At 73.6% G+C, this 21,901-nt stretch carries 13 protein-coding genes; 7 read left to right on the top strand and 6 right to left on the bottom strand.

The features are described from left to right. Positions 1–20 precede the first annotated feature (20 nt). Together ACIQMJ_RS11260 and ACIQMJ_RS11255 are read left to right on the top strand one after the other, a co-directional pair. Entirely contained in the window at positions 21–1,049 is a 1,029-nt protein-coding gene (locus tag ACIQMJ_RS11260) for an AraC family transcriptional regulator (RefSeq protein ID WP_499760815.1), read from the top strand. Between the two features lie 107 nt (positions 1,050–1,156). Continuing rightward, on the top strand, positions 1,157–3,223 hold the full coding sequence (locus ACIQMJ_RS11255) for an acyltransferase family protein (protein ID WP_499760814.1): 2,067 nt from the start codon (positions 1,157–1,159) through the stop codon (positions 3,221–3,223). 9 nt (positions 3,224–3,232) lie between these two features. Here ACIQMJ_RS11255 and ACIQMJ_RS11250 read toward each other — a convergent pair whose 3' ends face one another. Beyond that, on the bottom strand, positions 3,233–7,015 hold the full coding sequence (locus ACIQMJ_RS11250) for a DEAD/DEAH box helicase (RefSeq protein WP_499760813.1): 3,783 nt from the start codon (positions 7,013–7,015) through the stop codon (positions 3,233–3,235). Between the two features lie 223 nt (positions 7,016–7,238). Beyond that, positions 7,239–8,369, bottom strand: a complete 1,131-nt coding sequence (locus tag ACIQMJ_RS11245; RefSeq protein ID WP_499760812.1) for an alkaline phosphatase family protein — start codon at positions 8,367–8,369, stop codon at positions 7,239–7,241. 35 nt (positions 8,370–8,404) lie between these two features. Here ACIQMJ_RS11245 and ACIQMJ_RS11240 point away from each other — a divergent pair, with 35 nt between their 5' ends. Continuing rightward, positions 8,405–8,911, top strand: coding sequence for a DinB family protein (locus ACIQMJ_RS11240; protein WP_499760811.1), 507 nt, complete (start codon positions 8,405–8,407; stop codon positions 8,909–8,911). Positions 8,912–8,969: 58 nt separating this feature from the next. Then, positions 8,970–10,121 (top strand): hypothetical protein, encoded by a 1,152-nt coding sequence (locus ACIQMJ_RS11235; RefSeq protein WP_499760810.1) that lies wholly within the window; start codon positions 8,970–8,972, stop codon positions 10,119–10,121. Between the two features lie 31 nt (positions 10,122–10,152). On the opposite strand, the gene ACIQMJ_RS11230 is transcribed toward ACIQMJ_RS11235, so the two are convergent. Beyond that, positions 10,153–12,504: an HAD-IC family P-type ATPase gene (locus ACIQMJ_RS11230; RefSeq protein ID WP_499760809.1), complete on the bottom strand. Its 2,352-nt coding sequence runs from the start codon at positions 12,502–12,504 to the stop codon at positions 10,153–10,155. Positions 12,505–12,627: 123 nt separating this feature from the next. On the opposite strand from ACIQMJ_RS11230, the gene ACIQMJ_RS11225 reads away from it, so the two are divergent. The 3 genes from ACIQMJ_RS11225 to ACIQMJ_RS11215 all read left to right on the top strand — a co-directional run bounded on the left by ACIQMJ_RS11225 (position 12,628) and on the right by ACIQMJ_RS11215 (position 17,686). Continuing rightward, entirely contained in the window at positions 12,628–14,961 is a 2,334-nt protein-coding gene (locus tag ACIQMJ_RS11225) for a phosphoketolase family protein (protein ID WP_499760808.1), read from the top strand. Between the two features lies 1 nt (position 14,962). Beyond that, complete coding sequence (locus tag ACIQMJ_RS11220) at positions 14,963–16,033, top strand: acetate/propionate family kinase (RefSeq protein WP_499760807.1); 1,071 nt, start codon at positions 14,963–14,965, stop codon at positions 16,031–16,033. Positions 16,034–16,180: 147 nt separating this feature from the next. Beyond that, entirely contained in the window at positions 16,181–17,686 is a 1,506-nt protein-coding gene (locus ACIQMJ_RS11215; RefSeq protein WP_499760806.1) for an extracellular solute-binding protein, read from the top strand. Between the two features lie 8 nt (positions 17,687–17,694). Here ACIQMJ_RS11215 and ACIQMJ_RS11210 read toward each other — a convergent pair whose 3' ends face one another. The 3 genes from ACIQMJ_RS11210 to ACIQMJ_RS11200 all read right to left on the bottom strand — a co-directional run bounded on the left by ACIQMJ_RS11210 (position 17,695) and on the right by ACIQMJ_RS11200 (position 21,859). Further along, entirely contained in the window at positions 17,695–19,977 is a 2,283-nt protein-coding gene (locus ACIQMJ_RS11210) for an ATP-binding protein (RefSeq protein ID WP_499760805.1), read from the bottom strand. A gap of 389 nt (positions 19,978–20,366) precedes the next feature. Next, entirely contained in the window at positions 20,367–20,774 is a 408-nt protein-coding gene (locus ACIQMJ_RS11205; protein WP_499760804.1) for a hypothetical protein, read from the bottom strand. Positions 20,775–21,238: 464 nt separating this feature from the next. Continuing rightward, positions 21,239–21,859 carry a TetR/AcrR family transcriptional regulator gene (locus tag ACIQMJ_RS11200; RefSeq protein ID WP_499760803.1) on the bottom strand — a complete coding sequence of 207 codons (621 nt, stop codon included), beginning with the start codon at positions 21,857–21,859 and terminating at the stop codon, positions 21,239–21,241. Positions 21,860–21,901 lie beyond the last annotated feature (42 nt).

The raw sequence follows: 21,901 nt of genomic DNA, 5'->3' as shown, positions 1-21,901 counted from the left end.
GGTAATTGACAATGGTGGCCATGTCGACGTTGGCCGAGCCGGTGGTGCGGCACTGGGACTTCCGCCGCGGCATCGCGAGCGTGGCGCTGCTGGTGCGGTACGGGGGTGATCACGGGATCGGGGTGGACCGGCTGCTGGCGGGCAGCGGGGTGACGGCGGCGCACCTGGCCGAGCCCGGGGTGGAGGTGGACGCGCGGCAGGAGTTGCGGGTCGTGCGCAACCTGGTGGCGGTGCTGCCGGGGTGCGGGGTCGACGTCGGGCGGCGGTACCACGCGACGACGTTCGGCATCCTCGGCTACGCGTTCCTCAGCTCCGCGACCGTGCGGGACGCGGTCGACACGGCGCTGCGGTACCTGGACCTGAGCTTCGCGTTCACCAACCCGACGGCGTCGGTCGACGGCGACCGGGTGCGGGTGGAGCTGGACGCCACCGCGTTGCCGGGCGAGGTGGCGCGGTTCCTGGTCGAGCGGGACCTGGCCGCGATCCACACGGTGATCGGCGAGCTGGTGCCGGGCGGGGTGCCGGTGCTGGAGGTGGACCTCCCGTTCCCGGAGCCCGCCGGGGTCGGCTACGAGGACGTGTTGGGCGTGCGGCCGACGTTCGACGCGCACCGGTGCGGTTCTTCGTTCGACATCTCCTTCCTCGGCCGCGGGTTGCCCCTGGCGAGCCCGGAGACCAGCGCGATGTGCGAGGCGCAGTGCCGCGACCTGGTGGCGCGCCGGCGTGACCGGTCGGGGGTGGCGCAGGCGGTGCGGACGCGGCTCGCGCGGTCGGACGCGTTCGCCGTGACGGTGGAGGAGGTGGCTGCGGAGCTGGCGATGAGCCCGCGGACGTTGCGCCGCAGGCTGGCCGCCTGCGGCACCGGCTACCAGGAGCTGCTGGACGAGGCGCGGGCCGAGCGGGCCGAGGAGCTGCTGACCTCGACGGACCTGCCGGTGGAGCGGATCGCCACCCTGCTGGGCTACGCCGAACCCGCCGCCTTCATCCACGCCTTCCGCCGCTGGCGCGGCACCACCCCCGGCCACTACGCCCGCCGCCACCGCCGGTGACCGCCGTCTCCCCCGACTCCGGGTTTGCGATCGGCCTGCCGGGGTCCTGTACTGTGCCGCGCTAACAGCCTGTAGTCAGTTTTCACGTGTGGGGGACGAGCTAAAGCGTGAGCACGATCATGGAGGAACGCGCGCCCGCCCGCCCTCGAAGATCATCGGCGTTCCGCACCGACATCCAGTCCCTCCGCGCCATCGCGGTGCTCGCCGTGGTGGTCAACCACCTCTGGCCCGGCGGGCTCACCGGCGGCTACGTCGGCGTCGACGTGTTCTTCGTCATCTCGGGCTTCCTGATCAGCTCCCACCTCGACCGGGAGATCACCGCCACCGGCCGCGTCCGCCTGGGCCGCTTCTACGCCCGCCGCGTCCGCCGGCTGCTGCCCGCCGCGATGCTGGTCCTGCTGGTGAGCGTCGTGGCCGCGTACTTCCTGCTGCCGTACCCCCGGTGGGAAGCGACCGCGGCGGAGTCGTTCGCCAGCGCCCTGTACTGGGAGAACTGGCTCCTCGCGGCCAAGTCGGTCGACTACTCGGCGGCGAACGCGGCGGCCAGCCTGGTACAGCACTACTGGTCGCTGTCGGTCGAGGAGCAGTTCTACCTGGTCTGGCCGCTGCTGCTGGTGCTGCTGTTCAAGGTCCGGCGACGACGGGCCCAGATCGTCGGCATCGCCGCGGTCGGCGCGGCCTCCCTGGCGTTCAGCGTCTACTACACCCACGTCGAACCGAGCCAGGCTTACTTCGTCACGCCGGTCCGGGTGTGGGAGTTCGCGCTCGGCGCGCTCGTCGCGCTGACCGGGGTGGAGCTGTCGAAGCGGTTCTCCGGGGCCGCGTCGGCGGTCGGGTTCGCGATGATCCTCGGGTCGGCGTTCGCGTACGGCCACGGGACCCCCTTCCCGGGGTACCTCGCCCTGGTGCCGACCGTCGGCACGGCACTCGTCATCGCCTCCGGGCAGCGCCCCGGACGGCCGTGGCACGCGCCGGTCACCGCGTCCTCACCCGTGCAGTTCCTCGGCAACATCAGCTACTCGCTGTACCTGTGGCACTGGCCGTTGATCATGATCGCGCCGTTCGTGTTCGGCGACGCGCTGCGGGCCGGCCGGATGACCACCCCGTACCTGCTCGTCGTTCTCGCCGTGTCGCTCGTGCTCGCGTACCTGTCCAAGGTGCTGGTCGAGGACCGGGGCATCTCGGTGCGGCTCGGCACCGGCGCCACGTTCGCCGCGATGGTGGTCGGCCTGCTCGTCGTCTCCGCCGCCGCGGGCGGGCTGAACTGGACCTACGGGCGGCACGTCGCGCAGGCCGAACGCGACGTGGCCGAGCACGGCACCGGTCCGTGCGCGGGCGCGCAGGCGATGATCCCGGCCCACGGCTGCCCGAACCCGCTGGGCCCGGCGAAGATCGTCCACATGGGGCCGGCCAACGAGTACTTCAAGCCGCCGCCCGGCTGCGCCCCGCTCGAGGACGTCGCCGACGCGGTGGTGTGCGACTACAGCGGCGGATCCGCCGGCGCGCGATCGGTGTGGCTGGTCGGCGACTCGCACGCCCAGCAGTGGCAGCCGCCGGTCGCGGACCTGGCGCGGGCCAACGGGTGGGTGTTCAAGTACGCCTACCTGGGTGGGTGCCCGTTCGCGGAGGTCGACTTCGTCGGCTACCGCGCTGCCGCGACCGACGAGGCCAAGCGCAAGTGCGCCGACTGGACCGCGCGGATGACCGACGTGATCGCCGACGACGCGCCGTCGCTGGTGCTGACGTCGTTCTTCTCCCGCAAGGAAACCGTGGACGACGGCAGCGGCCGTTCCCAGGTCGAGCAGTACCGCGACGGCCTCGAACCGCGCTGGAAGCGGTGGACCGACGCCGGGGCGCGCGTGGTCGTGCTGGGCGACCCGCCGCTGAACGGCGAGGTGCGCGACCACCAGTGCGTGGCGCTCAACCCGGCCGACCCGGCGGTGTGCTCGGTGGACCGCGCCGTGGCGCAGCCCGCGGACCCGCTGTCGGAGGTCGCCCGGAGCAGCGACAACCCCGGCGTGTCGTTGGCGGACTTCAGCGACTACTTCTGCGACGAGCACAAGTGCCACGGCGTGGTCGGCAACATCGCGGTGTACTACGACGCCGACCACCTCAACGCCGCGTTCAGCCGCACCCTGACACCGATGCTGCACGAGGAGCTGGGCCGCGGGTAGGTGGCGTGATCACCGGCCCAGGCCGCGACGCGTGCGCCTCGGTGGCGGGGGAGCGGCGTCGGTTGGCGCGGTCAAGCCCGTGTAGGCGTCGAGCCAGCCGGTGGCGCGGTAGTCGCCGCGGCGGGTGAAGACGGCCACGCCCGGGTCGTCGTCCTCGGACTCCGGGTAGGCGATCGTGGCGGACGTCGACGGCGCGGTCCACGTGCGACCGCGCCAGGCGACCGCGGAAGCGCCCGTGCCGCCCGTGGCCGTGGCGTGGTCGGCGTGCGCGGCGAGGGCGTAGTTGGTGGTGCGCTCGCGCAGCAGCGCGGTGTACCCGGCGTGGTCCAGGACGCACCCCGCCGGCGACCGCCCCGGCGGCCAGTCGGGGGAGCGGACCCCGCGGGCGACCGCCGAGCGCCACAGGCCCGGCACCACGTCCCGGAGGTGCGCTCGGGTCGCCATCTCCTCGCACATCCACAGCAACCGGCCCGCGCCCCGTCCCGGCGCGAGCGCGCGCCAGCGCACGCGGTGGTCCAGGTCGGCGGCCACGACGGCGATCCACGGGTGCACGGTGCCCAGCACGCCCTGCGCGGCCAGCCACGCCAGGAACCTCGGCGCCTGCTCGTACACCGGGTGCAGGGTGGCCATCGGGATGCTGCCCGCCACGCGCCGCTTCCCGTCGAACAGGTGCGGCGAGCGTGCCGCGAGCAGCAACGCCGCCCACGCCAGGTCGCCGGGCGCGGTGGTCGTCTGCGAGCCCAGGCCCTTGACCGACGTCGTGTTCGTGATCTGCGACGTCCGGCCACCCGCCTTGATCACCGTGGCCACGGCGGGCCGCACCGGCTCCGGCACCGGGATGCCCGCCAGGTCCCGCACCGCGACCGACAGCACCAGGCTCAGCGCCGTCTCCGCCTCGTCCGGGTCGTGCGGCACGGGCAGCAGGCCGAGCGTGCGGCGCAGCCGGTGCCCGGTGTGGGTCGACACCATCATCCGCGCGGTCAACCGGCCCAGCTCGGTGATCGCGAGCCGGCCGTCGGTGACGGTCAGGTGGCCCTCGTCCTCCAGGAACGCGACGGCTTCCTGCACCGGCTCCAGGTCGTCGTCACCCTGCGCGTGGGCCAGCGTCTCCACCCACCACGCCTGCGCGTCGTCCATCGTGCCGATCCGGCCCTGGAGCACCTCGGCCAGCACGTGGTCGGGCAGCGAGTCGCGGATCCGCGAGTACACCGAGTACCCGGCCACCAGCCTGGTCTGCCAGTCGGCGCGCTGCGTCTCGTCGACGACGAGGTACGACCAGCCCTCCGACTCACCGGCGCCGATGCGCCCGGCCCGGCCGAACATCTGGAGCACCGTGGACGTGTCGATCGGCTCCCCGCCGATGGAGACGTCCCGGACGATCACCGCCCGCGCGGGCAGGTTCACGCCCGCGGCGACGGTGGAGGTGGCCACCAGGACGTCCGCTTGACGGGCCCGGAACGCCCGTTCGGCGGCGTGCTTGTGCTCGTAGTCGGCGTAGTGCAGGCGAACGCCGACTTCCGCGCACACCTCGGTGAGGCCGTCCACGTCGTCGGCGGCGACGGCGTGCACGGGTGCGCCCCGGTCGGCGGCGATCGCCATCGCGGTCGAGCGGACGTTGCGCTTGGAGCCGCAGAAGACCAGCACGCTGCCGCCCTCGGCGGTGTGGCGGCCGGTCAGGTCCAGCACGACCTGCTCGCGCAGCCGGTTGTTCGCGGTGAAGCCGGAGGCGGCCGGGATCGTCGGCAGCTGCCAGGTCACCCGGGACGGCCGCCAGGTCGTGGCCACGAGGTCGGCTTCCAGCCACTCGGCGACCTCGGCGGCGTTGGACACCGTCGCCGACAGGCCGACGATCCGCACCGGCGAGTCCGCGCCGCGGACGCGGGCCAGCAGGGCCTCCAGCAGCGCGCCCCGGTTGGGGCTGCCCAGCAGGTGGATCTCGTCCACGACCAGGCAGCCGACCTCGCCGAGCGCGGCCTGGAGGGAACTGGCCCGGCAGATGGCCTCGAACTTCTCGGTGGTGGCGACCCAGAGGTCGGCGGCCTTGACGGCCTCGACGTCGACCGCGTACTCGCCGGAGAGGCGTTCGACGCGCAGGCCCTCGGTGCGCCAGGTCTCCAGTTCGCGGTCGAGCTCGTCGGTGAGGGAGCGCTGGGGGACGAGCCAGGCGGCTTTGCGGCCCTCGTGCAGGATCGCTTTGAGGACGGCCAGCATGCCCATCGCCGTCTTGCCCGCGCCGGTCGGGGCGGTGATCAGCAGGTGGGAGTCGCCGTCCACCAGGTGGGGCGCGGCCTGGGCCTGGGCGGGGTTGAGGACGGGGAACGGCAGGAACCGGGCCCAGTCGTCGGGGACGAACCGGGAGGCGGGGACCGGGTCGGGGATCGGTCCGGCGGGTGCGTGCAGGTCCCAGACCACCTCGAAGGCCAACCGGGCCGCGCGGGCGCCTTCGTCGACCACCGAGTCGCAGCGCTCCGGCACCACGCCGCCGACGTCGGACAGCCAGGCGGTGGCGGCGGTCGCGGAGACCTCCTCCTGCTCCAGCCAGTGGCGGAGGGCTTTGAACGGCACACCGGCGGCCGTGAGCCGTTCCTTGACCGCGGCGAACTCGGGCGAATCGGGCAGGATCACCCTGACGTCCACTCCGGGAGGCACCTCGGGCACCTCGAACGCGGGGTCGACCGTCTTGCACCACCACACGGGCCGCGCCGCCAACGCCGGCGGCAACACGGGCACCGTCGCCACCCGCGCCGCCGGCGCGACCTCGGACCCACTGAGGATCGACCGGATCCGCGCCGCCATCGCGACCGTCGACGTGCGCCGCGCCGGCCGCACCACCGCCGAACCCTCTGCCCCTACCCCACCTCGACCAGCACCATCCGCTGCCACACCATCCGCTGCCACACCATCCGCTGCCGCACCGCCCGCTGCCGCAGCCCGGCCAGCCGCCACACCGCCGGCCGCCGTGGCATCCGCTGCCGCGGCACGGCCCGCCGCCGCAGCGCCGTTGGTCGCCGTCGCGGTGCCGTCGGTGGCCGCCGCGCCGCCCGCTGCCTTCGTGCCATCCGCCGCGCCGCCGTCTGCGCCCTCCGGCTCGCCCTGCCGACCCGACCTCTGGGCCGCTCCCGGGCTCCCCGCCGCCTCAAGATCCGCGCCGATGCCGTCAGCCGACTGCCTCGGCCTCGGTTTCCCGCCGGGCCCGCGTGCCGGTACCCGTCGTGCCCGATCGCCGCCGGCACCCTCGACCGGCCCCGGCAGCGCCGATCCCGCGCCCGGTCGGCCCGCCGGCCCCCGCCGCTCCGCATCCGCCGCCACCCCCGACCGCCCCGCGCCTCGCGCCTCCGGCGAAGCGGGTTCCAGCGGCAGGTCCGGACCGGGCTCGGCGTCCCGGTCGGCGGCGGGACGCGTGGGGGTGGCGGCAGGTCGGCGGGTGGCGCGGGAGGTGCGGGCCAGGGCTTCGAGCTGCGCGTCCTCCGCGAGGCGGCGGGACACCGCGTCGGGGCGCAGCTCGCCCAGCACGGAGCGTTGGGCGAGCTTCAACTCCCGCAGCGTGAACGACGCCGGGCACGTGGGGCAGGCCACCGCGGCCTGCAACTGCTGCCGACCGCGGTCGGGGTGGGCGCGGTAGAGGCCGTGGAGCTCGCCGTCGCACTTCGGGCAGCGGCGGTCGATCGGCACTGGGGAGAGCTGCCAGCCCGGCTCGGCGTAGCGCGCGATCGCGGGTTCCGGGCGGACGCCCCAGCGGGCTTCCACGACACCGGCGACCGACGTGTCCACCGCGGCCGGCCCGTGCTCCACTCGTCGCCTCCCGTTGCGGCCGCGGTCGTCGGTGGTCCCGGACGGGGCCGACGTGGGCCGACGCGGACCGGCACGTGCCGGCCGTGCTCACCCGTGCGGCCGACGTGATGCTATGCCGGACCGGGTCCGGGCGGGCCCTGTGGTGGTGGAGCGGGGTGGTCGGCGCTCGGTCAGGTCCGACCGAGGTACGAGAACGCTGTTTCCGCACCTGTCCGGGCCATGATCACCCGATCGTGTTCAGGACCGGGATGTGCTGCTCCTCCTCCGTCAGGGACCCGTGGTGCCCGACGAAGGTGGTCAGCCCCGGCTCCACCGTCGAGCGCACCACCGCCAGCGACCCCTTCGCCGCCACCACCAGGTCGCCGATCCGCGGCAGCACGTGGTCGTCCACCCGCGGCCCGAACCACCCCGCCGCCACGGCTTCCGCGCGCGACGCGATCCACGCCCGGTCGCCCAGCCGCTCCACCCACCGGGCCCGCACCGCCTCCGCCTCGGACGTGTAGACGTGCCGCACCCGAGCCTCCCCGCCGAGCACCCGCACACCGGCGCTCAGCACGTCGTCGGTGTCGAAGTCGACCCGGTCGTCCGCCGCCACCATCCCGTGGTCCGCCGTCACGACCAGCGCGGCGCCGGTGGGCAACCCGTCCGCCACCGCCGCCGCCAACCGGTCCACGAACCGCAACTGCCACCGCCACGCCTCACTGCCCGGCCCGTGCACGTGCCCGAGCGCGTCCAGGTCCGCGTGGTAGGCGTAGCAGAGCACCCGGTCGTCCGACCGCAACGCCTCCGCCACCCGCGTCACCAGGTCGCCGAACCCGAGCACGCCCTGGAACCGCCCGCCCCGCAGCACCGCGCGCGTCAGCCCGCTGCCCTTCTGGTCCCGCGGCAGCACGAGCCGGACCGCCACCCCCGCGTCGGCCGCCACCTCGAACGCCGTCCGCCGCGGCTGCACCTCCTCCGGCACCAGCACGTCCCGCAGGTCCACGTGGGCCGCCGAGCCGTACCGCGACCACCGCAACGCGTTCAGCACCTCGCCGCCGTCGGCGAACGAGTACCCGACCAGCCCGTGCTCGCCGGTCGGCACCCCGGTGCCCAGCGCGGCCAGGCTCGTCGCCGTCGTCGCCGGGAACCCGGCCGTGATCGCCGAACCGGCCAACGACGCCAGGAACGGCGCGTCCGCCTCGTGCTCGCGCAGCAACTCCCACCCGAGGCCGTCCACCAGCAGCACGCACACCCGCGCCGGGCCGGAGATGCCGAGCACGTCCACCACCCCGGGCACACCCATCCCGGCGAGCAGCGACGGCACGACGTCGGCGAGCGATCCGCTCCCGTACCGGGGCACGCGGGGGTCCATGGCCCCGACCCTAGCCCGCCGGACAGGATGGCCCCATGACCACCGAACGGATCGGCCCCCCGCTGCGCGGCGGCGAGCGCGAGACGCTGCGCGCGTTCCTGGACTACCACCGCGCCACCCTGGCCATGAAGTGCGACGGCCTGTCGACCGAGGACCTGCGCCGCCGCTCCATGCCGCCGTCCACGCTGACCCTGCTCGGCCTGGTCCGGCACATGGCCGAGGTGGAGCGCACCTGGTTCCGCCGGGTGATCGCCCACGAGGACGTCCCGCTGGTGTGGTCGCCCGACGGCGACTTCCAGGTGGCGTACGACGCCTCCACCGCGACCAGGTCCGAGGCGTTCGAGGCGTGGCAGGCGGAGGTCGAGCACTCGCGGCGCATCGAGCGGGAGGCCGAGTCGCTCGACGTCACCGGCCACCACGAGCGGTGGGGTGAGGACGTGTCGCTGCGCCTGGTCATGCTCCACCTGATCCACGAGTACGCCCGGCACAACGGCCACGCCGACTTCCTGCGCGAGGGCATCGACGGCACGGTGGGCGCGTAACACCCGCTGTCCGCCGAACTGCGGTGCGCCGCACCCCGCTGGAGGGATGGATGGACGCGTGGATCTCCCCAACGTCATCTCCGGCGAAGTCGGCGGCTCGGCGGTGCAGACGGGCACCGTCCACGGCGGCGTGCACATGCACCACGCGGCGCGAACGCGGTCCGTGCGCCCGGTGCCCCGCCAGCTCCCGCCGGACACGTACCGGTTCACCGGCCGCGCGGAGGAGCTGGACCGGCTGGACGCCCGCGCCGGCACGTCCACCTTGATCACCGGCACCGCGGGCGTGGGGAAGACCGCGCTGGCCGTCCACTGGGCGCACTTGCGCCGCGACCGGTTCCCCGACGGCCACCTCTACGCGGACATGCGTGGACACGCGCCGCGTGGACCGCTGTCCGCCGGGCAGGCGCTGGAGGGCTTCCTGCACGCCCTGGACGTCGACCCGGAACTCGTGCCCGTCGACACGGAGGACAAGGCCGCGCTGTACCGGTCGGTGACCGACGGTCGCAGGCTCCTCGTGCTGGTGGACAACATCTCCGACGCCGACCAGGCCCGCCCGCTGCTGGCCGCGTCCGACACCGTCACCGTGATCGTCACCAGCCGCAACCGGCTGCCGGGCCTGGTGGCGCGCGACGGCGTGGGCCGGCTCGGCCTGGACGTGCTGTCGCCGGACGAGTCGATCGCCCTGCTGCGCGCCACCGCCGGCGGTGACCGGGTCGACGCCGACCCGGCCGCCGCCGCACGCATCGTCGAGCAGTGCGCCCGCCTGCCGCTGGCGCTGCGGGTCGCCGCCGAGCGCTGCGCGGACTCGCCGTACACCACGTTGGCCGATCTCGCCGCCGACCTCGCCACCGAACAGGACCGCCTGGACCTCCTGTCGTCCGGCGACGACCCGAGCGCGGCCGTGCGCGCCGTGCTGTCGTGGTCGTACCGGGCGCTGCCGCCGGACGCCGCCGCCGCGTTCCGCGCGTTCGGCCTGCACGTGACGTCGGAAGCGTCGCTGGACGCGCTGGCCGTGCTGCTGGACGTGCCGACCGCGAGCGCCCGCCGGGTGGTCGGCATCCTGGCCGCGGCACACCTGGCCGAACCGACCGCCCGCGACCGCTACCGCGTGCACGACCTGCTGCGCGCCTACGCCGTGGAACGCGCCAGAGCCGACCAGTCGCCGGCGGAGGGCACGGCCGCGGCCCGCCGGGGATCGGCGACCACCTGACCGCAGCGGGCGTGCGCGGTTCGACAGTGGATCAGCCGCGGTGGGCCGGGACGAAGCGGCCGATGAGTTCGACCAGCGCGGCGGCCACGGCACCCACCGCCAGGCCCATCAGCACCCGGTGCGCGGTCACCTCCAGCAGGAACACGCCCGTGGCCAGCAGTGGCACGGCGAGGATCACCGCCGCCGCGGTGGCGAGACCGACCAGCAGGGCAGCCTTCCAGCCCGTCAACGGCCGGGCGAGCAGGGACAACGCCCACAGCGACGCCACCAGCACCACGACCGTCGCCACGGTCTGGCCGGCCACCCGCCCGCCGGCCGGGTCGAGCGAGCGGATCGCCAGGTCGCCGCCGAACGCGGCCAGGCCGATCACCACGCCCGTCGGCACGGCCAGCCGCAGCACCCGGCCCAGGAAGCCCGGCACGTAACGCCGCCGGTTCGGGCCGAGGGCCAGGACGAAGCCCGGGATGCCGATCGTCAGCGCCGAGATCATGGTCAGCTGGATCGGGGCCAGCGGGTAGGCGATGCCGCTCACCAGCACGACCAGGGCCAGCACCAGCGAGTACACGTTCTTCACCAGGAACAGGTTCGCCGCCCGCTCGATGTTGGCGATCACCCGCCGCCCCTCCGCGACCACGTCCGGCAGGTGCGCGAACCGGCTGTCCAGCAGCACGAGCTGCGCCACGGCCCGGGTCGCGGCGGCGCCGTTGCCCATCGCCACACCGATGTCGGCGTCCTTCAACGCCATCGCGTCGTTGACGCCGTCACCGGTCATCGCCACCACGTGCCCGCGCCGCTGCAACGCGCCCACCATCGCCCGCTTCTGCTGCGGCGTGACCCGCCCGTACACGGCCGACGCCTCCAGCACGTCGGCGAGCGCGTCCGGGTCGTCGGGCAGCGTGCGGGCGTCCACGGCCTCGTCCGCCGCCGAGATGCCGGGCACGCCGACCGACACGGCGACCGCGCCGACCGTGCGCGGGTTGTCGCCGGAGATCACCCGCAGCGCCACGCCTTGCTCGGCGAAGTACCGCAGCGCGTCGGCGGCGTCGTCGCGGACCCGCTCGGCGAGCACGACCAGCGCGCGTCCGGTGAGACCGGCGGGCAGCGCCGTGCCGTCACCGGGGGAGCGGGCCGAGGCGAGGACCAGCACGCGCTTGCCCCGCGCGGCGAGGTCGGCGGCGCGGTCGGACAGCGGGCCGCCCTCGGGGAGCACCACCTCCGGAGCGCCGAGCACCCACGTGCCGTGACCGTCGGTGTCCACAGAGGACCACTTGCGGGCCGACGAGAACGGCACGCCGCCCGTGCGCCGCCAATTGGTGGCGGAGAACTCCTCGGCCAACGCGGCGGACGTGGCGTTCGCGTCGGGCGCGGTGGCCAGCAGGGCGAGGGCGGCGCGCGCGTCGTCCTCCGGACCGTCGGCCAGGAGTTGGTCGAACGCGAGGTCGCCGTGCGTGAGCGTGCCCGTCTTGTCGAGGCAGACGACGTCGACGCGGGCCAGCACCTCCACCGCGGGCAGCTCCTGCACCAAGGTCTGCTCACGCGCGAGGGCCACCGCGGCGAGCATGAACGCCAGGCTGGTGAGCAGCACCAGCCCTTCGGGGACCATGCCGACCAGCGCCGCGACCGCGCCGGTCATCGCCTCCTGCCAGTCGTCGGTGTCGGGGCTGCGCAGCTGGCTCCACAGCAGCAGCGGGCCGACCACCAGCATCATCAGCGAGATCCACCGCAGCAGCTTGTTCGTGCCCGCGACCAGCTCGGACCGCACCGCGGTGAACCGGCGCGCCTCGGCGGTGAGCCGGGTCGCGTAGGCATCGGCGCCGACCGCCGTGGCCCGGAACCGGCCCGACCCGGCGACCACGACCGACCCGGACCGCACGTCGTCGCCGACGGCCTTGGGCACGGGGTCGGACTCGCCGGTCAGCAGCGACTCGTCCACCTCCAGGCCGTCGGCCGCGGTGACCTCGCCGTCGGCCACGACCTGGTCGCCGGCGCGCACGGTGATCAGGTCGTCGGCCACCACCTCGCCGACGTCGACCTCCGACGTCACACCGTCGCGCGTCACCCGGGCGTGTGGCGCGTTGAGGACGGCGAGCCGGTCCAGCGTGCGCTTGGCGCGCAGCTCCTGGACCACGCCGATGGCCGTGTTGGCCACGACGACCAGCCCGAACAGGCCGTTCTGCCAGCGCCCGGTGGCCAGGATGACCAGGAACAACGCGGTCAGCAGCCCGTTGAACGGCGTGAAGGCGTTCGCCCGGACGATCTGGCCCGCGCTGCGGCTCGTGCGGGACCGGACGGCGTTGGTCCGCCCGTCGGCGACCCGCTGCGCGACCTCCGCCGCGGTCAACCCCGCCGCCCGCTCCGCCCGCACGCCGGCGACCTCGGACATCCCCACCTCCCGAACCGGCCACCATCGTCACCCGCCCCACCCGATCCCGCCCGCCCACGCGGCCACCGCCGCCGGTCGGCGCTCGAGTTTCGGACCCCCGTGATCACGGCTAGCGTCGGTGCCATGCCGTCGACCGAGCGCCCCGCGGACGACCTGGACCTGCTGGACGCCTACTGGCGTGCGGCCAACTACCTCTCCGTCGGGCAGATCTACCTGCTCGACAACCCGCTGCTGCGCGAACCCCTCCTGCCCGAGCACGTCAAGCCGCGCCTGCTCGGCCACTGGGGCACGACCCCCGGCCTCAACCTGCTCTACGCGCACATGAACCGGGCCATCCGGCAGCGCGACCTGAACGCCCTCTACGTCACCGGACCCGGCCACGGCGGTCCCGGGCTCGTCGCGAACGCCTACCTGGAAGGCACCTACAGCGAGGTGTACTCGGGCGTCGGCGAGGACCTGGACGGGCTGCGCGCGTTGTTCCGGCAGTTCTCCTTCCCCGGCGGCATCCCGAGCCACGTCGCGCCGGAGACCCCCGGCTCGATCCACGAGGGCGGCGAGCTCGGCTACGCCCTCCTGCACGCCTACGGCGCGGTGTTCGACAACCCGGACCTGCTGGCGCTGTGCGTGGTCGGGGACGGCGAGGCGGAGACCGGGCCGCTGGCCGCGAGCTGGCACTCCAACAAGTTCCTCGACCCCGCCCGGGACGGCGTGGTGCTGCCCGTGCTGCACCTCAACGGCTACAAGATCGCCAACCCGACCGTGCTGGCGCGCATCCCGGACGACGAACTGGCCTCGTTGATGCGCGGCTACGGCCACACACCGCACTTCGTCGTCGGCGACGAGCCCAAGGCCGTGCACGAACAGCTCGCCTCCACATTGGACACCGTGCTCGACCAGATCGCGGAGATGAAGCAGGCCAAGCGGCGCCCGCCGTGGCCGATGATCGTGCTGCGCACCCCGAAGGGCTGGACCGGACCGCGCGAAGTGGACGGTCGGCGGGTCGAAGGCACGTTCCACGCCCACCAGGTCCCGCTGGCCGGCACCCGCACCAACGCCGCCCACCGCGCGCAACTGGAGGAGTGGCTGCGCGGCTACCGCCCCGAAGAGCTGTTCGACGACAGCGGACGGCTCGTGCCCGAGCTGCGCGCCCTGCCGCCGACCGGGGACCGGCGGATGAGCGCCAACCCCCACACCAACGGCGGACGGCTGCTGCGCGACCTGCGGATGCCCGACTTCCGCGACCACGCCGTGCCCGTCGAGCGGCCCGCCGCCGAGAGCAGCGAGGCGACCAGGGTGCTCGGCGCGTTCCTGCGGGACGTGGTGCGCCGCAACCCGGACAACTTCCTGGTGATGGGCCCGGACGAGGTGGCGTCCAACCGGCTGTCGGCGCTGTTCGAGGTCACCGGCCGCAAGTGGGCCGCCGGGACCGAACCCGGCGACGACCACCTGGCCCCGGACGGCCGGGTGCTGGAGGTGCTGTCGGAGCACCTGTGCCAGGGCTGGCTGGAGGGCTACCTGCTCACCGGCAGGCACGGCCTGTTCACCAGCTACGAGGCGTTCATCCACATCGTCGACTCGATGCTCAACCAGCACGCCAAGTGGCTCAAGACCACGCGGAAGATCCCGTGGCGAGCGCCGCTGGCGTCGTTGAACTACCTGCTGTCCTCGCACGTGTGGCGCCAGGACCACAACGGGTTCAGCCACCAGGACCCCGGCTTCCTCGACCACGTGGTGAACAAGAAGGCCGAGATCGTCCGCGTCTACCTGCCGCCCGACACCAACACGCTGCTGTCGGTCGCGGACCACTGCCTGCGCAGCCGGCACTACGTCAACGTGATCGTGGCGGGCAAGCAGCCCGCGCTGACCTACCTGGACATGCCGGACGCGATCGCGCACTGCACGCGCGGCCTGGGCATCTGGGACTGGGCGGGCACCACCGAAGGCGAGCCGGACGTGGTGCTGGCGTGCGCGGGCGACATCCCGACGCTGGAGACGCTGGCCGCGGCGAAGCTGCTGCGCGAGCACCTGCCCGACCTGAAGGTCCGCGTGGTGAACGTGGTCGACCTCATGCGCCTGCAACCGGACACCGAGCACCCGCACGGCCTGCCCGACCGCGACTTCGACGCGCTGTTCACCGCGGACAAGCCGGTGATCTTCGCGTTCCACGGCTACCCGTGGCTCATCCACCGCCTCACCTACCGCCGCGCGAACCACGCCAACCTGCACGTGCGCGGCTACAAGGAGGAGGGCACGACCACCACGCCGTTCGACATGGTGATGCTCAACGACCTGGACCGGTTCCACCTGGTGATGGACGTGATCGACCGGGTGCCGTCGCTGGGCGGCGCGGCGGCGTCGTTGCGGCAGCGGATGGCCGACGCCCGGCTCGCCGCGCTCCAGCACACCCGCGAGCACGGCGAGGACGACCCGGCCATCGCCGGGTGGACGTGGAGCTGACGTGCGGGTCCTGGTGGTCAACGCGGGCTCGTCCAGCCTGAAGCTGCGGCTGCTGGGGCCCGACGACGAGGTGGAGCGCACCGCCGACGTCGAGCCCGACCCGGACCGGCTCGGCGACGTCCTCGCGGACTGGCCGACGCCGGACGCCGTCGGCCACCGCGTGGTGCACGGCGGCACCCGGTTCACCGACCCCGTCGTGCTGGACGACCTGGTGCGCCAGGCGCTGGTCGACCTGACCGCGCTCGCGCCGCTGCACCAGCCGAAGTCGTTGGCGGGACTGGACGCGGTGCACCGGCTGCTGCCGGACGTGCCCGCCGTCGCGTGCTTCGACACGGCCTTCCACACCACCATCCCCGCGGCGGCGGCCACCTACGCCGTGCCGCGGCAGTGGCGCGAGCGGTACGCGATCCGCCGGTACGGCTTCCACGGCCTGTCCCACGCCCACTGCGCGCGGAGGGTCGCCGAACTCGGGTCGCCCGGCGCGCGGCTGGTCACCTGCCACCTGGGCGCGGGGGCGTCCCTGGCGGCGATCCGGGACGGCCGCAGCGTCGACACCACCATGGGCTTCACCCCGCTGGAAGGGCTGGTGATGGCGACCAGGTCCGGCACGGTCGACCCCGGTCTCGTGCTGTGGCTGGAGGAGCACGAGGAGCTGTCGCCGCACGAGGTCGCGACCGCGTTGGAGAAGGAGTCCGGGCTCACCGCGCTGGCGGGGACCGGTGACATGCGGGAGGTCGACGCGGCGGCGGCCGACGGCGACCCGGACGCCGTGCTCGCCCTGGACGTCTACACGCACCGGCTGGTCGGCGGTGTCGCCGCGATGGCCGCCGCGCTCGGCGGCCTGGACGTCCTCGCGTTCACCGGCGGCGTCGGCGAGAAGTCGGCCACCGTGCGCCGCCGCGCCGCGCAGCGGTTGGCGTTCCTCGGCGTGGCGGTCGACCCCGACCGCAACGAGCACGTCGACGGCGACACCGACATCACCGCCCCGGACGCGAAGGCCAGGACCCTCGTCGTCACGGCCCGCGAAGACCTGGAGATCGCGCACGGCACGCGCGCCGCCCTCCGCGCCTGACCGCACCAGTGCGGGTGCGGCGGGGTTCGCTCGCCGTTGAGCGGATTGACACGCCCCGTCGAGCCGGTGTTACGTGGCTCATCGCGTCCTGCGGAGGGGTGGGGGATGTCGGAACCGGGGGGACACTGGAGTTCCCGATTTCGCTTGGTGCTCATAGCGATCATGCTGCTCGTGGGCGTCGCCGTGACCATGGTGTCCACCATCCTGGTCACCGAGGTGGACGAGTCCTGGACGGCCGGTTCGGTGACGCGCGGCGTGCTCAGCGCGGTGCTGGTGCTGTTCTCCGGCGTTTACGTCAACCTGATGCTGGCCGCGATCGTGAAGGTCTGGCGCGACCCGGAGTCGGCGAACCGCTCCCTGGACAAGACGATCCGGGACGTCCGCGCCTGGTTGGGCGAGAAGACCAAGTGGCTCGGGATCGCGCTGACGGTGGTCCTGATCGTCGCCGCCGGAGTCGCCCTGCGGCCGTCACCACCGCCCGACACCGGCCTCGAAGCGGGCAAGCTGGTGGTCATGACGGCGTTCGACGAGAGCGCGAACGACCCGCGCCTGCTGCTCATCAAGCTGTGGAACCAATTGCACCCGGCCAACCAGGTCGAGGTCGTGTTCGTGCCCGGCGAGCCCGACCAGCAGAACCTCCGGATGGTCAACGACGCCAAACCCGACGGTGCGCACGAGGCCGACGTGTACGTGCTCGACCTGGTGTGGATGGCGCAGTTCCGGGAGGAGCGCTACATCCGCGAGCTCGACCGGTCGACCCTGGCGGGGCTGGACGACTTCGTGCCCAAGGTGTTCGGCACGTGCGTGCACGAGGGCAAGATGTGGTGCCTGCCGCTCAACACCGACGTGGGAATGCTGTACTACCGCACCGACCTGCCGCTCGCGGTCAAGCCGCCGACGAAGTGGGAGCAGTACTTCGGCGCGGACGCGGCGGCAGCGGCGGCCGGCACGCCGCAGGTCGCCGCGGCGAACGCGGCGCCGCTCGCCAACGAGGAGATCCTCACCGTCATGGCGCTGGAGGCCATGTGGGCGGCGGGCGGCAAGGCGTTCGGGGAGAACGGGGACGTCGCCCTGAACGAGGACAAGACCAGCGTGCAGCTCGGGGCCGGTGACGAGATCGGCCTGCGCCGGCTGGCCGAGGCCGCCCACGACGACGACATCGTGGTGACCGCCGAAGCGCGGTCGACCACGGACGACGTGGCGGTCCGGACGTTCGCCGACGGGCGCACGCTCTACATGCGCAACTGGCCGGTCACCCGCGACGGGCTGCGCGACCGGGTCGAGTTCGCCGTCGTCGCCCTGCCGACCGCCGGCGTGCTCGGCGGCCAGAACCTGGCGATCCGGGCCGGGACGGGCAAACCGCGGGCCGCGCAGGCGCTGATCGATTTCCTGACCAGCGCCGCCAGCCAGCTGATCCTGTCCGAGGTCGGCGGCTTCGCCCCGACCCGGCAGTCCGCGTACGACAACGCCAGGCGGCACGACATGCAGGAGCTGCGCACGGCCCTGGGCTCGGCGCGCCTGCGGCCCGTGACGCGGCACTACGTCGAGTTCAGCCAGGTGTTGCGCGACGGCGTCGCCGAGGCGATCAACGACCGCAGCGGGCGGCTGAAACCGGAGACGCTCCAGCGGTTGGCGAAGATCCTCAACCAGTGAGCGCGTGCTCAGGCGCCCGTGTCGATGGCGGCCAGCCGTGCGCGGACCTCCAGCGCTTCGGCGGTGCGGTGCTGCGAGTGGTACAGCTCCAACGCCTGCGACCACGCCTCACGCGCCTGGTCGTGCTGCCCCATCGCGGAGTGCGCCTGCGCCAGCAGGTCCAGCGTGTCCGCCTCCTCACCGCGGTCGTTCAGCCTGCGCAGCACGGCGATGGCCTCGCGGAAGTGCTCCACCGCCCGCGCGTGGTCACCGGTGCGGTGGGCGATGTGGCCGACGCTGCTCAACGTGTACGCCTCCCCGTCGGCGTACCCGATGCGCCGGTGCAGCTCCAGCGCGGCCGTGCAGTACTCCGCCGCACGGGCCAGGTCGCCGAGCACCGCGTGGTACCAGCCGACGGAGTTCAGCACGTTCGCCTCCCGGGTCTGGTCGGCCAGCCCCCGGTAGAGCTCCAACGCCTCGTAGGCGTGCTCCAGCGCCCGTGCGCTGTCACCCTGCTGGTCCCACGCGGCGGCGAACGCCTCGTGCGTGCGGGCCTGGCCCGCCACGTCCCCGGCCCGGTGGAACCCCTCCAGCGCCCGGTGCAGGTGCCGCAGCCCGTCGTGGTGCTCGCCGACGTCCAGCAGCGCCACGCCGAGCCGCCGGTGCGCGCGGGCCCGGTCGGCCGGGTCGTCCAGGTGCTCGACCGCGGCGACGGCGGTCCGCCACGTGGCGAGGTTGTCCCGGCGGCGCCGCTGCCGGTAGTGGAACGTGTGCAGCGCCCAGCCCAGCCGCCACGTCGTCGGGTGCCACCCGTGCCGCGCGGCCAGGTGCTGCGCCTCCACCAGGTTCGCGTGCTCGACCTCGAACCACGCCACCGCGCGGCCCACGTCGGGCAGCGGGTGCGGCGTCACGCCCGCCGCCGGGCGGTCGAGCACGATCGGCGGCCGGTACGGGTCCAGGACCCGGTCGCCGGAGTACGCGGTGTGCAGGTAGAAGTCCAGCAGCCGGGTCGACGCGTCGTGGCGCACCGGTTCGGCCAGGTCCCGCGCCGCCTGCTCGGCCGCGTACAGCCGCACCAGGTCGTGCATCCGGTACCGGCCCGGCGTGTGCTCCTGGACCAGGCTCTCCGCCTCCAGGTCGCGCAACCGGACCCTGGCCTCGGCGGTGGACGTGCCGATCAGCGCCGCCGCGGCGGGCAGCCCGATGTCCGGTCCCGGCGCGAGGCCGAGCAGCCCGAACGCGGTCGCCGTGCGCTCGGCCAGCGCCCGGTAGGACCAGGAGAAGACCGCTCTGAGGTTGGCCTCGGCGTCGTCGATGTTGAGCGCGTCCAACCGGCCCGCGTGGTCGCGCAGCTCGTCGGCCAGGGCGGCCAGCGAGAACTCGGGGTGGCTGGTCGCGCGGGCCGCCACGATGCCCAGCGCCAGCGGCAGGCCCGCGCAGAACCCGACCAGCTCGTCCACCGCGCCCGGGTCGGCGGCCAGGCGGCCCGCGCCCAGGTGGCGGGCCAGCAGGTTGCGCGCCTCGTCGTCCGGCAGCACGTCCAGGTCGACGTGGCGGGCGCCGTGCGCGGTCACCAGGCGGGTCAGCCGGCGGCGGCTCGTGATCAGCACCGTGCACGTGGGGCTGCCCGGCAGCAGCGGCACGACCTGGGCGGTGTCGCGGGCGTTGTCCAGCACCACCAGCATCCGCCGACCGGCGATCACGCTGCGGTACAGGCCCGCCTGCGCCTGCGGGTCGGTGGGGATGGTGGCCGGCGCGACGCCCATGGCCTCCAGGAACCCGCGCACGGCCGCTTCCGGCGGCACCGGCGAGCCGGTCGGGTCGAAACCGCGCAGGTCGACGTGGAGCTGGCCGTCGGGGAACAGGTGCAGGTTGCGGTGCGCCCAGTGCAGCGCCAACCAGGTCTTGCCGATGCCGCCCGCGCCGCTGATCGCGGAGATCACCACGGCGGCGGGCTGGGCCGCGAGCGCGGCCGTGACGTGCTCCAGCTCCCGTTCCCGCCCGGCGAAGCGGGCCGGGGGAGCGGGCAGCTGCTGCGCCACCGGCTCGTCGTGGGCGTTCGCGGTGTCCGCCGTCGCCATCGCCCACAGCCGGTGCAGCTCGACCAGCTCGGCCTTCGTCGCGCCGCACGCGCGGGCGATGCGGGCCACCACCTCGAAGTGGTCGGGCACGGCGAGGCCCTGGCAGAAGCGGTGCAGCCCGGAACTGCTCAGCCCGGTGCGCGCGCCCAACGTCCGGTAGCTGCGCCCACTGCGCCGCTTCAGCTCACCAAGCGCGCGCGCGAACAACTCAACGTGCGCCGATAACGACATGCCCCGCCCCCTCGATCACCCAGCGTCCCACAGGCCGTCCCACCGGTCCACGTCGCCGCAGCTCACGGCACCCGCCGTGTCCCAGCGTCCCGCACCACTCGCGCCACCGCCCGGAGATCGGCCACCGTTGACCGCGACGGACCAGTCGACCCCGCGCTCAAGGGGGGACGCGAGGCCGGCCGGGTCCGTCAAGGGGGAGGGGGCGTCCGGCCGCGTCGGTGCACGCGACGCGGCCGGACGAAGGCGAGCGCTCGCGGGTTGGACGCGAAAGGCTCCGCGCGCCGCCCGGTGGTGGGGGCGGCACGCGGAGCCGGATGCGCCATTCGTGCGGTGCCTTCAGGCGCGGGGTGGCGCTGTCATCGCCTGTTCGGGAATATCGTGAGGAAATCTCAGAGCAGGTCGACGAAGATCTTCGAGATGTCGATGTCGTCGATGATGTCCGCGTTGTTCAGGGCGTCCACGAGGGCGCTCTTGAAGACCAGGTTGTCCTCGACGTTCACGTCGTCGATGACGTCCTTGATGGTGACCTCGACCGCGTCGAGCTCGGCGCCGTTCAGCACCTCGATGGTGTTGCCGCTGGCGACGTCGCCGATGGTGATCAGCGAGTCGTTCAGGTCGATCGGCACCTGCACGGTGGTGTTGATCGTGCACACGATGACGTTGACCAGGCCGGTCGGGTCGGAGTTGATGCACGACGCGTCGGGGACGGTGGTGGCCTGCGCGGCCGAGGTGCCACCGAACACCATCGCGCCGGTCATGGCGGCCAGCGCGACACCCGAGGCAAGACGCTTCAACACGAGGTCTCCTTGGTAGTGGAATCTGCTCGATTTCGCCGGTTCCGGCGATGGCACAAATAAAGCAGAAAGCCGCGGTGGTGCGCACCCTGTGAATGCGGGCATCGGCGATCAGGTGGGCGGGAATTGCTCCGATCGTCTCACGGCGCGGCGGTGGAACCATCGGGAACAAATGCGTACCGCTGTACCGATCGTGAGCGGCACTGCGCCGAGAGGGTGTCGACCGACTGCGAGAACGTGAAGTGCCCTCGGTGAATGCCCGGCTTTCCGGGGCGTGGCGGACCGCGTTCGCGAAGGGGGTTGCTCCGAAGTGCTCCGCCAGGGTGGCGGAAGGGGTTCAAACATGCCGTTGCGGCGAAATCGGTCCGAATCCCGGACGACGGGAACGAGTGTTCTGCGTCACTCCCACTCGCGCTACCGGAACGGTCGACCCCTCTTACCCCGATCGGCCGCGAAGCGTCCCGGCATCAGCGCGGCACGATGCCGTTCAGCACCGTGGCGACCAGGGCGTCCACGTGGCCCGGGGGGATGGGTGGCGGGTCGGTCAGGCCGCGGTAGACGCGGGGGAGGACCAGTTCGTGGCAGGCGCCGACGACCAGGGTGGCCACGGCGTCCGGGTCGGCGTCGGCGGCGATGCGGCCGCGGGACTGCTCGGCGCGCAGGTAGTCGGCCAGGGCGCGGTGCAGGCCGTGGCCGTCGGCCATCGGGTTGGGCAGGTCGTCGAAGCGGGCGAAGACCTCGGGGTGGCCGATCAGGCCGGCGAACGCGGGCAGGAACGCCGTGTGCGCGGCCAGCGCGTGGGTGACGAAGGCGTGCAGGTTCTCCGCCAGGGTGCCGTCGGTCCTCGGGCGGCCGAGGCGTTCCTCCACGTCGCGGACGTGCCGGTGCAGGGCCAGCGCGAGCAGTTCCTCCTTGTCCGCGAAGTGGTTGTAGAGCACGCCGACCGCCACGTCGGCCGCGCGGGCGATGTCGCGGACGGTGAGGCCGGCGGTGCCCCGGTCGGCGATCAGGCGGGTGGCCGCGGCGATCAGGTGATCGCGCAGGCTCACCTCGCCGTCACGCAGTGCTGCTGCTCGTCGCGGTGCCATCGTGCTGCATCGTAGGCGGTGGGTGGCGGTGGGAGCCGTGCC

It is taken from the genome of Actinosynnema sp. NPDC091369 (assembly GCF_044757065.1).
GTDB lineage: Bacteria > Actinomycetota > Actinomycetes > Mycobacteriales > Pseudonocardiaceae > Actinosynnema.
This window is presented reverse-complemented; position numbering and strand designations above follow the sequence as displayed.

Excerpts from the sequence above, each read along its gene's own strand:
- ACIQMJ_RS11260 (WP_499760815.1), top strand. The coding sequence starts at position 21 with ATGTCGACGTTGGCCGAGCCGGTGGTGCGGCACTGGGACTTCCGCCGC.
- ACIQMJ_RS11230 (WP_499760809.1), bottom strand. The coding sequence starts at position 12,504 with ATGTCCGAGGTCGCCGGCGTGCGGGCGGAGCGGGCGGCGGGGTTGACC.
- ACIQMJ_RS11200 (WP_499760803.1), bottom strand. The coding sequence starts at position 21,859 with ATGGCACCGCGACGAGCAGCAGCACTGCGTGACGGCGAGGTGAGCCTG.
- ACIQMJ_RS11225 (WP_499760808.1), top strand. The coding sequence starts at position 12,628 with ATGCCGTCGACCGAGCGCCCCGCGGACGACCTGGACCTGCTGGACGCC.
- ACIQMJ_RS11210 (WP_499760805.1), bottom strand. The coding sequence starts at position 19,977 with ATGTCGTTATCGGCGCACGTTGAGTTGTTCGCGCGCGCGCTTGGTGAG.
- ACIQMJ_RS11240 (WP_499760811.1), top strand. The coding sequence starts at position 8,405 with ATGACCACCGAACGGATCGGCCCCCCGCTGCGCGGCGGCGAGCGCGAG.
- ACIQMJ_RS11245 (WP_499760812.1), bottom strand. The coding sequence starts at position 8,369 with ATGGACCCCCGCGTGCCCCGGTACGGGAGCGGATCGCTCGCCGACGTC.